Origin of the sequence: Anaerolinea thermophila (genome assembly GCF_020723905.1) — a bacterium.
Lineage (GTDB): Bacteria > Chloroflexota > Anaerolineae > Anaerolineales > Anaerolineaceae > Anaerolinea > Anaerolinea thermophila_A.
The window spans coordinates 455,922-467,959 of sequence record NZ_DYHZ01000001.1; the positions used below are offsets into that span (position 1 = coordinate 455,922).

The window sequence follows — 12,038 nt, forward strand, 5'->3', positions numbered from 1 at the left end:
TTACTTGCTCGCAAGAATGCGCTCGCGCTGAAAAGAGCGAATCGCCAGCCATAAAAAAACTGCCGTAAAAAGCAGGGTGGTCAGCAGAAGTACAATAACTTCCAGCGAAGTAACCGGCTCACCTCGCAACAGGCGATTCGACAGAATGGAATGCCCAAAACCCGGAATGGCAACCTGAAGCAAATCGGTGGGGTTAGGAACAAACGCCAGCACCACGCTGGGAATGCCTACCACAAACGGCAAAACCGCCAGAAAAGTCTGGGCTTCTTTGTAACTGCGGGCAAAACTGGCAATAAACGCCTGGAGAACCGCCGCAAAGGCTGTCTCTGGAATGCAAAGAAGGAAAATGAAGAACATCGAAGATGCGCTGAGGGTCATCGAAAACCCGATGGACTCTTCAATGGGAAGCACCTGAAACCCCAGCCAGAAAACAAACAGGCTCAACCCGACAGTCATCACCGCAAAGGAAAAAGAAGTGAGAACTTTCCCGATAAGCAGGGAAGAGCGGCGAACGGGATTAATCAACAGCGGCTCCAGCGTATTGCGCTCCCGCTCCCCCACCAGACTATCCACAATCACCCCCGCACCAGCCGAAAACACCACAAGGGCGATAAAGAAAGGAAGCATACTCATAAAGAGGAGGGCGGAGGACTGCGGTGTGGCAACATCCTGAATATTTGGAATGAGGGGCATCAGGATGAGCGGGTCAATACCGCGCGCCATCAGACGCAGACTCGTCACCTGTCTGCTGTAGGTCTCAATCAATCTAATGACCCTGTTCATCACCAGCAGATTGGACTGCCGCGATGTGTCCATTACCAGCTGGACGGGGGCGGGGCGCCCTTCGCGAAAAGCCTGAGCATACTCTTCCGTAAGGATCAACCCCATTTTGACTTTGCCCTGACGAACTTCCTCAGCCAGGTCCCCACTGGCCGGGACGATTTCAATGTTACTGGCTTCCAGATACTGCATCAAAGCAGGAGCGTACTGCTGTCCAATGACATGCAGCGGCTCGGGGTTTTCTTCATTGAAAGACAGCATTGTCTTCCCCAATAACAGTACCATCGCCAGCATAAACACGGGAGTAAACAAGCCATTTGCCAAAGCGCTCACCACTGCCCGTTGATCGCGGATATGATCCACCCACTCTTTGCGAAACACAATCCAGATGATGTTCATTCTTCCAGACCCTCCGCACTGCCAATGGCTGCGACAAAAGCATCTTCAAGGTTTTCAGTGCCCATCTGTTGACGAATTTCCTCTTTTGTACCGTTCAACACAACCTGCCCGTGCGCAATCACCACCAGGCGGTCGCACAGGAGTGAAACTTCCTGCATGATGTGACTGGAAAAGACCACGCACTTACCTTCATCCCGCAAACGGCGAATCAGCGTACGCATTGCCCGTGTTGCCATCACGTCCAGCCCGTTAGTGGGCTCATCGAGCAAAATGTTTTGCGGGTTGTGGAGCAAGGCGCGCGCAATGGAAACTTTGACCCGCTGTCCATTGGAAAAGCCCTCGGTACGGCGATCAATAAATTCCTGCATGTCGAGTAATTTGCACAGTTCTTCAATGCGGTTTTCCAGCGCTTCCCCTTCCATGCCGCGCAGACGCCCAAAGTAGCGAATGTTTTCGCGCGCGGTCAGACGCACGTACAAGCCGTGCGCCTCGGTCAGTGCCCCCAGGTGGCGCAGCACTTCCAGTGGCTGGCGCACGGCATCTATCCCATCCACCGTGACTGTACCGCTGTCGGGCTTGAGCAGAGTGTAAATGATGCGCAGGGTGGTGGTCTTCCCCGCTCCGTTAGGACCTAACAGACCGGTAATCTGTCCGTCCTGAGCAGTGAAAGAGACGTCCTGAACCGCCTGCACTTTTCCAAAGGATTTCTTCAAATGTTCGGTTTGAATCATGGTTTACGGCTACAGTTCAATCTGTGAAAGGAAGAAAGGCATGACGGCATGCCGCTCCAGGCAGGCAGTATCTACGGCTTCGATGCTCCCTTTCTCAATCACCTGACGGGTCAGGCTCAATCCACAGGTGGAAGTAAAATTCCCGTGACCCTCCTTTGGGAACACCACATGCAGAGATTGGGGAAAGAACTTTGCCGCCTGCTCCCCGTTAGCGGGCGGGGTCACGGGGTCCGCTTCTCCCGAAATCAGCAAGACAGGGATATCCAAAGTGGGATAAGGTTGTCGAAATGCTTCCTGCGGGGGGATATCCAGTATCTGGCAGGCAGTGCGCCAGAGGGGAAGCACATCCTGAAAATAATACTCTCCCTGTTCACCCTCTGCACGGATGAAAGGGACATCTTCCTGACAGATAACGGTATAGAAAAAGCCCTCCTCTACTCCCTGATCCTGACTCAGCAGATACACTGCCTGCGCCGCCATCGGACGGTAATCTCCCTGCGCAGCGGAGTGAATCATCCACGGCATCAAAATAGTGAACTGCGACTGGTAACTGATCATGCGAATCAGCGAAGCCACCGTGATTCGATTGAGGATAACCTTCTGATCTTTTCCTGTGCTGGGATGGGGAATAACAACCTCAACCGGATTGCGCTGCAGAGACTCCATGACCTTCTGGAAATCACCCCGCAGGTCGGGGAAAGCCTGACGACAGGCTTCCTCCTGCGCACAGCGTTCAAAAATCCGTTCCAGCGACTGCTGGGCATCCCGCCTGACCGTCTCTCCCAGCACCCAGTCTGGTGGGACAACCCCGTCCAGAATCATCGTGCGCACCTGTTGAGGGTACAGGCGGGCATACTCCTGTGCCAGCCGTGTGCCATAGGACACTCCCAGCAGGTTGATCCGGTCATAGCCCAGTTTCTGGCGGACGATTTCCAGATCCATTGCCGAAACAGTGGTGTTGTAAAAGCGCAGGTCGGCATCCCACTGCTGAGTGCATTCTCGCAGTGAGGTTTGCATCTCTTCCTGCGCTTTATCGAGATCCAGCACATCGCCGCGATTCCAGAGGTCGGGTAGTTGTTCATCAGACGGACAGGACAACGGAGCCGAAGAACCCGTCCCGCGTTGATCGACCAGAACCAGATCCCGCTTGAGGTTTAAGCGTTCCAGAGAGGTCAACATGGCTACAAAAGCGGTGGTAGAAGCCTGTCCGGGACCGCCCGCCAGCAAAAAAATCGGGTCTGGGTCAGGATTGGTGCTTCTGGCTTTGACGACCGCCACATGGAGAGGAATCTGCTTTCCACCCGGATTGGAAGGATTCTCCGGTACCCGCAGATCGGCGCACTTTGCCTGTTGAATAATGGGCACAACTTCTGACTGCAGGGAGCAATCCTGTAAAGGCACTGTGGGGGTAGACACCATGGGAGAACGCGCCGGCATACCGGAACATCCGGAAAGGAAAATCATCCCGGCAAGAATCAGATTGCCCAGCATCCGCCGGTTCACTGCTTCCAGCACGAGAAGATATATCACGCTGATGACGATCAAGCCAATCAACCCCACCCGGGCATCATACTGCTGAATGGTGAACAGCGCCGGGGTAGGAATGGCACTGGATGGAAAGGTCACGAAAATGCCGGCATACCAGTTATTTGCCAGATGCCACCCCAACGCCAGTTCCAGACCGCCGGAGCGCAGGGTGACCCAGCCCAGCAAAATTCCCATGATGAAATACATGGGAACCGTCCAGTCGGCGCCGTACTCAGATACTTCCGGATTGCTCAAATGCAGTATGGTGAAAAACACTGCCGGAATAAGCAAAGGCAACCACACCGAACGCGCACGCACCCCAATCCCCTGCATGAGATACCCGCGGAAGAGCAATTCTTCTGCGGCAATTTGAATGGGGGTGAGGACAATCGCAAAGGGCAGGAAAGTGAAAAAGGCTCCTGGTTCAAACGTCCAGCGGTAATTGCCGGGTTGCAAGAGCGCCAGTACTCCGTCCATGAATCCGCACAGCACCAGCCAGAAGAAAGCCGAGGTCAGAAACAAACGCCAGCGGAAACGCCCGGCAGGGGCAATCAGGCTCTTAAAAGGACGACGATGCAGGAAACGCAACGCCAGCCAGATTGCCAGAATTACCCCAGAGAACGGCAGCATGGTTACCGTGAGTAAGACGGGGGCGGGTAGATCCATCAGATTCACAGCGGCGGATGGATTGATCAGCAGGACTGGCACGTAAAGGATGAGGGTAAACACCACCATGAATACAAACGCCAATCCCAGAGTAATCCAGTAAAACGTCCAGTGATCCCGTCCCTGGCGGGCTTCATTGAAGAAAGGTTGGTTGAGAAGCGTATTCATCACCCTCCTCTTTGATTCTCAAGATATTTTATTATACTGAGAGATAAAGAGAGACTGAGATCAGGTATGAGTAATAATTCCCTCTGCTTTGTACCGGGAAAAGGCGAACCGCCTCATTTGCCGTTAGGGCGTTTCCTGCCTCCACTGCCGGAAGGCATGGCAGAAGAATGGCTCTCCCGGCTTGCTCACCCCGGGGATTGGATTCTCGATCCTTTCGGGGCTTCTCCATGGCTGGCGCTGGAAGCGGCACGTGCCGGATTCCGGGTGTTGTTTTGCACCCGAAACCCCATCATTGCCTCCATGGTGGAGGTGCTGTCGCAGGCACCCGAAGAGGGAGAATGGAAAGCCGCTCTGGCGTCTCTGGGAGCGGCACGCACCGCCGATGAACGTCTGGAACGGCATCTCCTCAGGCTTTACCGCACTCTGTGTCCTTCCTGCGGCGCAGAGATTCCCGCACGCGGATATGTCTGGAGCCGCGGCGCCAGTCAACCTGCCATGCGCATCCTTTCCTGTCCCCATTGCGGCATGGAGGGGGAGTTTCCCCTTGAAGCCCACGACCTGCAAGCCCTGCGCCTGCCGGGGAGCGATGCGCTGGCGCGCGCCCGCGCCATTGCCCGGGTGGCAGAACCCCATGACACTCATTATGAGGCTGTCCACGCCGCGCTGGAGATGTTCCTGCCGCGCCCCCTGTACGCCCTGACCACCCTGATCAACAAAACCGAAGGGCTGACCATCAGCGAATCACGGCGCCGGCTCCTGTACGCCCTGCTTATCAGCGCCTGCGATGCCGCCAGCGCGCTCTGGCATCATCCCGGCGGACTGGCGCGCCCGCGTCAGTTGAGCATGCCCGCCCAGTTCCGGGAGCACAACCTGTGGCAGGTGATGGAAGAAGCCATCTCCACATGGATGCAGGCGCAAACACCGGTAGCCTTTGCCCGCTACCCGCATCTCCCGCCAGAAAACGGGGGTATTTGCCTGTACACAGATTCGATCCGCACCCTGCTGCCTTTGCCCGGGTCTCTGACTCCCCGCACCGTACTCACCGTCTTTCCCCGCCCCAACCAGGCTTTCTGGACGCTCTCAGCCCTGTGGTCGGGGTGGTTGTGGGGACGTGAAGCGGCTCAATCGCTCCATGCGGCACTGGCGCGAAAACGCTTCGACTGGAACTGGCACACCTCAGCGCTTTATCACGTGCTTTCTCCTCTCTGCCGTTCCCTTCCTGAAGAGACGCCGGTAGCCGGATTGCTCACCGAAACCGTGCCCGGTTTCCTGGCAGCGGTGATCTCTGCCATGTCTGCCAGCGGGTTTATGCTTCAGGGATGGGCGCTGCAGGACGAAAGCGAAGCGGGACACATGCTGTGGAAACGGGGACAGCCCCTTTCCGAACGCTCGCTGTTCAAGCCAGAAACCCTGTTTGTCGAAGGAATAGAAGCCTGCATGGCGGCACGCGCCGAGCCGATTTCGTACCTGATGGCATACACCGCCGGAATTGCCCGCGCCACTCAGTCCGGGGTCCTTTTCCCCGAAGGAAAGCCGCCGCCCTCAGACGCCATCACAGCGCTGCAGAATCAATTCAGCAAGGCAATTTCTCAACCCCACACCTTTAAACGCTACGCCGGATCGGCACAGGACGAAGAACGCAGTCTGTGGTATCTGGCAACACCACCAGAAGACCTGCCCCTGCCCCTCGCCGACCGGGTGGAGCAAACCATTGTCCGCACCCTGTTGCAGCATCCGGGCATTTCCCGATTTGACCTGGAAAACCTGCTGTTTCAGGAATTTCCCGGTGAGCAAACCCCCTCTTCAGAGTGGATTGGCGCCGTTCTGGAATCCTACGGGGAGGAAATAGCCGATGCGCGCGGTCACTGGCAACTTTCTCCGGCAGAACAACCCCGCAACCGCCGCGCCGACCTGAACGAAATTTTCCACATGCTGACCGAACTGGGTACGCGCCTGGGATTCCGTGTGAGTGGGGATAATCCGCTGATATGGACACCCCGCGAGTACGGGGCGGTGTATCTGTTCTACCTGCTGGCTTCCTCGATGGTAAGCCGGTATGCCCTTGCCACGCCTGCCGCGCCTGCCCGTCAATCTGTGATGGTCTTCCCCGGCAGCCGCGCCCGCCTGCTACGCCTGAAGTTAAAGCGCGACCCGCGTCTGGCAGAAGCCATGCGGGGCTGGCATTTGCTCAAGTTTCGGCATGTGCGCAATCTGTACGAACGATCCGGTCTCACCCTGCAGGAATGGGAAAACCTGCTGGATGCCGATCCGCCTTTCTTTGAACAAGCCGAGCAAATCCGCCTGCTTTAGGCGGTGGTCTCCCTGCGCATCCAGTTGAACAGGAGAATGAAAACCTGTATGCCGTTGAAGGTGCGTTCCTGATTGCCTGAAAGGCGCACACGGGAACGGAACTTCACCCCCGACCAGAAACTGTACTCTTCCTGCAAGTCCAGCCCACGCACGGCAGTCAGCGGGTGGCGCTGGCGAGACATCCCCTCGGAAAAAATCAGGGTGTACCCCTCCAGGCGAACGGGTTGCGTCATCGAGGCAGGACGCCACATCGCCGCAGGGAAACGTTTGAGCAGATCGCGCAACAGCACATCCAGCCCGCGCATCTGGGTTGGGAAGGTCAGGCGGTGTTTTCGCCCTTTACCCACCAGGCGAATCTCCAGATCGTTAAACTGAATTTCTTCCACCTCATCCCATGACATGGAATTTTCTTTACCGATCCAGCGGCGCAGGCGCAAGCCATCGGGCAACACATCCACCCAGATCAAATCGGCATACAGACTGAGCAAGACCAGACCATCCATCACCACGGCAACAATGGTCCAGAAAACCGTCTGGCTGGCAAATCCCAGCAGGGATGCCAGCACCAGAAAGACGCGAATCAGGTTAATCTCGAGCGAAAATGCGGGCTTGAGGGTGTTCATCCTTCTAAAGTCACCTGCCTTCCATCCTCAGTGGTAAACACAGCACTGCGCAATTCCCGGATGAGCGTATCCAGATCGCGGAGGATGGTATCATAATCCAGCGAGCCTCGCTGATACTGCTGACGGATAAATTCTACCCGGTTCTTTGCCTGCCTCAACATGGCCTGGATATCTTGAGAGGTGGAATTCCCCATACCAAAGCGCGCTTCAAGACCCTCCCACCGACGGGTCAGATCTTCAACCTCGCGCTCCCGTTGAATGACTTCCTGTTCTTCACGATCAGCCTCTCGAAGGGCTTGCTCCAGTTGTTGCTCCAGCCGGTCCAGTTCCCGCGTAATATCTCCCAGCAGTTTTACCGCTTCTGTGGGAGAACAGGTGCGCTCGCGCAGAGCCTGATGGCGGTTCAACAGGTTGTGATATTGAGAAACCAGTTCTGCAAACGACTGACGGTGGGGAGGCCAGGTACGCCTGCCCGATGCCCGCCTGCCGGCCTGCTGGAGCAGTTCCTGCACGGCTTTAAGCCCCTGCTGGACTTCCTGATGGGAGGAAAGCACATCTCTGGATAAGTTTTCCAGCGCCTGCGCCGATGCCGTTACCGCCTGCCACTCATTACTGCGGCGTTTTAGTTCCCCTGCCAGTTCGCTGAACCCCATCCCGGCGGGGTTGAACGAAGGGGGAGCGCTCAGACGCCCCGCCAGCGTACGCGCATCCTGCACGGCGCGGTCCTGAATTTTTGCCACCTCATCCAGTTGAGCGAGCATCTTCTCCAGACGTCCTGCCTGCGTGGTGACCTCCTGATTCAGTTTTTCCAGCCAGAGGATCAGAGATCGGTTGAATTCATCCAACAAGACCTGCGCCTGAGAAACCTTCTTCTCTACCGCGCCATGTGAGGGCTGGTTCAATTCCACCTGCTTGAGTGGAATCTCGGTACTGAGGCGTTTCAATTCTGAGGATGCCAGATCGCGCAGGAAAGGCTGATCGTTCAGGAGCAGGATGAGATGGTCAATGGTTTTGAGCGCACGGTTCAGGTCTTCCTGAGCGCTATTCTGTTTCTCGCGGAGTTCATCGAGCCGGGCTTTGGCTTGCTGGAATCGGGGACGCAACTTCTCATGGAGAGATTTCAACGTCTGGGCTTCCTGCAAACGGGTTTTTAAAATCGTCTCCGGAAGAGGCGCAGAAACATCAGCAGGTACCACCTGTGCCTGCAGGCGGCTGATTTCCTTATACTCTCCATCCAGTTCGTTAAAGCGTTCCTCTTTCCGCCAGTTGACCGGATCGAAGGTGCGGATTGCCTCGATGATGGGCTGAACCGAGGCAAGATAGGTTCTTCCCTCTGCCAGATGGGGGTGCTGAAGCAGTTTAATCAATTCAGTGTGCGTGCTGACGCTGTCCTGAATCCCTTCCAGCAGGCGGGCAGTTTCCTCGCGGAGTTTTGCTCCCTTCACTAGCGCCTGATCAATCTCGTCGGGTGTGCGGCGGCGCTCCCGATTGCCCAGCGTTTCCATTTGTTCGGAGTGTTTTTCCCACAGAGGGCGACTTGCCTGCCACTGGATGGGGTACACCTTCCGCTGTTCGCTCTTTTCCATGAGTTCCTGAGCCTGCTGATGCAGAGTCTCAATCTCCAGCAGTACCCGATCCAGTTCGGTAAGGGCTCTGGTAGCGCGATCGTACCGCTCTGCCGCCTGGATAATTTTCTGATCCAGTTGTTCGGCATCGCGGGCAATGGCACTCAGATCATCAACCTGCGGTTGCGACAGGCGTTGATTCAGATCCTTTGCCTGCTGCCGAACCTGATCCAGGACTTCAATAAATTCGTTGATGATCAGACTGGGAGGAGGAGTCTCCAGGACAGTGCGGAAATGCCTGGCGCGGTTGCGTAAATTCTCGTACGCATCCAGCGCGCGCTGATAGTCCTGCCACCATGCCCGCACTCGCGGGAGCCATTCGTCCAGCACGGGCTCAATGTGCTCCAAACGCGCGTACGCCATGGTGACTGCCTCGCGGATTTCCACACGATCCTCGGGAGGAGCAGGGGCAAGCAATTCTGCGGGCAATTGCTGGCGTAGATTGAGCAGTTGCTCAAGAGCATCCTCGGCTCGAAGGACGTTCTCCCCCTGAACGCCTGCTTCTTTTAACTTGCCGAGTAAACTCTGGAATTCATCCATCTTGCTTGCCGCCTGAAAGACCCGCTTATGAATTTGTTCGGGCAACCGGCGCAAGCGATCCACCAGACGTTCGCAATCTTTCAGAGAGGTTTCCAGGTTGTTTTGGGCGCCGCGCAACTGCTTTGCCAGGACATGGTTTTCCTGAGCCTCTGGAAAGGCGCGGAGCAGTTGCTGAAAGGGCGTACCGGGAATGGTGTTCAGACGGTCGTAGAGGGTGTTGAGGATGTTCTCCACATCCCGCCTTTGCAGGTCCGCTTTCTGCATGCGTTCCATCAATTCCTGTACGGTGCCAATATACGGCTGGCGTTGAATGGGGGTGTATTCCTGAATCGCCAGCACAACACCCCGTACCCGCTCATTCACTTCGTTAAGGTACGTTTCTATGATCGAAACCGTCTCATCTACCTCACGCGTCCATTTCAGATAGAGAAACAACACGGTTCCGAGCGCTGCCAGCAGGAACAACGCCAGACCAATCAAAATGGAAACCAAAAGGGCCACATCCATAAGTTTTCCCTGATATGTTTATTATGATACTCGATTTAATAAAACTGGTATAAGCCTTTACCATCAGAGTTTTGGGCTCCGCAGCGCCGGAACCGGAAAAAGGAAGTGTTTTTATCCTGCCCGGTAAAGGGTTTCCGGGCGATTATGCCTTTCGTCTTAAAAACATTTCCCGCCTGTCACACCATTCTGGCAACAGAGTTGACTTTTTATTTCTCCCTTTATATACTTAAGACAGTTGTCCAAAGGCTTTCGACAAATGACAACCACTCCCTTCAGCCTTTTTTCCATTTTTTTCAAAGGAGGAGGTTTATTGAGTTTTTCACATAAATCCTGGTCGTTCTATGAGATTTTCCCCGTACAAATTTATTTTCCCTGAAATTTGATTTTGAGGAGGAGAAACATGTCAAAAAAATGGATCATTAAAACCCTGTGGATGCTGGTGGTTTTCTCGCTGCTCTTGACGGCTTGCGGAACACCGGCAACGCCCACCGCAACCCAGCCACCTGCAGAACCACCCCAGCCCACCGAAGCGCAACCCCAGGCTGAAGCCCCGACCAGCACCCCGGAATATCAGTGGGGGGAATGGCGCAATACCGATCCCTATCGCCCTTATGATGAGCGCATTACTGTTTCGGTGGTGAAGGGCGGACAGGAAAGCGCTGGCACCTTACCCGCTGGAGAGACCATTGAAAACAACCGGGCACTGAAATACATTGAAGACACCCTGAACATTGACGTCGTGTTCAAGTGGGTGGTGACCAGCGATGCCTATCTGGATAAACTCAATCTGGCAATTGCCAGCCAGGACATTCCCGATGTGATGATCGTGGATGCTGTGCAGTTACAACAATTGACCGAAGCCGATGCCATTGAAGATCTCACCCCCTACATTGAAAAATACGCTAACAAAGACATTCTGGAGAACTACGCACAGACCAAAGGCGTAGCTCTGCAAGCCGCCACGATTAATGGCAAAATCATGGGCATTCCCAATGTCCAGCCACAGGCAGACGCCCCCATCATGGCATTCGTGCGCAAGGACTGGCTGGATAAACTGGGACTGCAACCGCCCAAAACCGTAGAGGACATTGAAAAAATTGCCCGCGCCTTCATTGAGCAGGACCCGGACGGTAACGGCGTCGCCGATACGTACGGCTTGACCGGCACGATGAACCCCATCAACGTGCCCAGCAACCTGCACGGCTTCGATGCCTTCTTCAATGCTTACGGTGCTTTCCCGGAACTTTTCTACCGCAATAGTGAAGGCAAGATTATCTACGGATCCGTTCAGCCAGAGGTCAAAGAAGCGCTGGCGCTCATCGCCCGGTGGTACAAAGAGGGCATTATTGATCCCGAATTTGCCACCAAAGACGGTGGAAAGTCCAATGAAATCGTCGTCAGCGGAAAAGCCGGCATCATGATGGGACCCTGGTGGATCCCCTGGTGGCCCCTGGTAGACTCGGTCACCAACGACCCCAACGCCGACTGGCAGCCTTACCTGATTCAGGACAAGAACGGTCAGTACACCTTCTCGATGGGCGATTACACCTACAGTTTCGTTGTGGTGCGCAAAGGCTACCCCCACCCTGAAGTTGCCCTCAAGATTTTAAATGTCCAGAACGACCTGAGTTATGGATTGAACAATGCTCCGCAGTACTACCCCAACTTCAACGAAATCTGGGGGCTGTTGTTCCCCATTCCCTTCCTCATCGAACAACCTTACGTAGTGGAACGCATGGGGCGGGAGTATAAAGCCGCACTGGATGGGACGCTCGATCCCAGCACCTTTGGCGATGCCATGAAACTCGAATTCGAACAAATCAAAGCCGACGTAGCGGCACCGCGCAGTAATCCATCCAACTGGGCAACCCGCATGGCGCGCCTGGATGCCGCTTTACTGCTGGCGCAGGGATACAACGAGGTGCGCACCGACCCGGTAGCCGCGCGCGTACTGGCGAACGATCCCAACTGGCCCTCGCTGAAGAAGATGGAAGAGGAAACCTTCCTTCAAATCATGACTGGCGCTCGTCCGCTGGATGACTTCGACAAGTTCGTAGAGGACTGGTATAAGAGCGGCGGGCAGGCATTACTGGATAAAATGAATCAGTAAGCCTCAAACCACAATCTGCGCACATGGATTGGTGAAGAGTGGAGCCGTTCAA

The 12,038-nt window shown here is 55.4% G+C and carries 7 protein-coding genes; 2 read left to right on the forward strand and 5 right to left on the reverse strand.

What is annotated here, in order from left to right; all coding sequences use genetic code 11:
• The 3 genes from LHF31_RS01885 to LHF31_RS01895 are packed head-to-tail and all read right to left on the reverse strand — an operon-like array spanning position 1 to position 4,271.
• Positions 1–1,179 (reverse strand): ABC transporter permease, encoded by a 1,179-nt coding sequence (locus LHF31_RS01885; RefSeq protein WP_298004385.1) that lies wholly within the window; start codon positions 1,177–1,179, stop codon positions 1–3.
• Positions 1,176–1,910 carry an ATP-binding cassette domain-containing protein gene (locus tag LHF31_RS01890; protein WP_298004388.1) on the reverse strand — a complete coding sequence of 245 codons (735 nt, stop codon included), beginning with the start codon at positions 1,908–1,910 and terminating at the stop codon, positions 1,176–1,178. The genes LHF31_RS01885 and LHF31_RS01890 overlap by 4 nt, the downstream gene beginning before the upstream one ends.
• Positions 1,911–1,919: 9 nt before the next feature.
• A complete protein-coding gene (locus LHF31_RS01895; RefSeq protein ID WP_303773312.1) occupies positions 1,920–4,271 on the reverse strand; it encodes an alpha/beta fold hydrolase in 2,352 nt (783 codons plus the stop codon).
• 66 nt (positions 4,272–4,337) lie between these two features.
• Here LHF31_RS01895 and LHF31_RS01900 point away from each other — a divergent pair, with 66 nt between their 5' ends.
• Entirely contained in the window at positions 4,338–6,581 is a 2,244-nt protein-coding gene (locus LHF31_RS01900; RefSeq protein ID WP_303773314.1) for a hypothetical protein, read from the forward strand.
• Here the strand turns inward: LHF31_RS01900 and LHF31_RS01905 are convergent.
• Both LHF31_RS01905 and LHF31_RS01910 read right to left on the reverse strand, forming a co-directional pair.
• The gene (locus LHF31_RS01905; protein WP_298004176.1) at positions 6,578–7,204 is read right to left on the reverse strand and encodes a hypothetical protein; all 627 of its coding nucleotides are present in this window, start codon (positions 7,202–7,204) and stop codon (positions 6,578–6,580) included. The genes LHF31_RS01900 and LHF31_RS01905 overlap by 4 nt on opposite strands.
• The gene (locus tag LHF31_RS01910; RefSeq protein ID WP_298004173.1) at positions 7,201–9,876 is read right to left on the reverse strand and encodes a hypothetical protein; all 2,676 of its coding nucleotides are present in this window, start codon (positions 9,874–9,876) and stop codon (positions 7,201–7,203) included. Before LHF31_RS01910 ends, LHF31_RS01905 begins: the two co-directional genes overlap by 4 nt.
• A gap of 400 nt (positions 9,877–10,276) precedes the next feature.
• Between LHF31_RS01910 and LHF31_RS01915 the strand changes: the two genes are divergently transcribed.
• Positions 10,277–11,986 (forward strand): extracellular solute-binding protein, encoded by a 1,710-nt coding sequence (locus LHF31_RS01915; RefSeq protein WP_298004171.1) that lies wholly within the window; start codon positions 10,277–10,279, stop codon positions 11,984–11,986.
• Positions 11,987–12,038: the final 52 nt, after the last annotated feature.

Bases quoted from the DNA above. Each gene is read 5' to 3' on its own strand.
- LHF31_RS01895 (WP_303773312.1), bottom strand. From the start codon at position 4,271: ATGAATACGCTTCTCAACCAACCTTTCTTCAATGAAGCCCGCCAGGGA.
- LHF31_RS01890 (WP_298004388.1), bottom strand. From the start codon at position 1,910: ATGATTCAAACCGAACATTTGAAGAAATCCTTTGGAAAAGTGCAGGCG.
- LHF31_RS01915 (WP_298004171.1), top strand. From the start codon at position 10,277: ATGTCAAAAAAATGGATCATTAAAACCCTGTGGATGCTGGTGGTTTTC.
- LHF31_RS01905 (WP_298004176.1), bottom strand. From the start codon at position 7,204: ATGAACACCCTCAAGCCCGCATTTTCGCTCGAGATTAACCTGATTCGC.
- LHF31_RS01885 (WP_298004385.1), bottom strand. From the start codon at position 1,179: ATGAACATCATCTGGATTGTGTTTCGCAAAGAGTGGGTGGATCATATC.
- LHF31_RS01910 (WP_298004173.1), bottom strand. From the start codon at position 9,876: ATGGATGTGGCCCTTTTGGTTTCCATTTTGATTGGTCTGGCGTTGTTC.
- LHF31_RS01900 (WP_303773314.1), top strand. From the start codon at position 4,338: ATGAGTAATAATTCCCTCTGCTTTGTACCGGGAAAAGGCGAACCGCCT.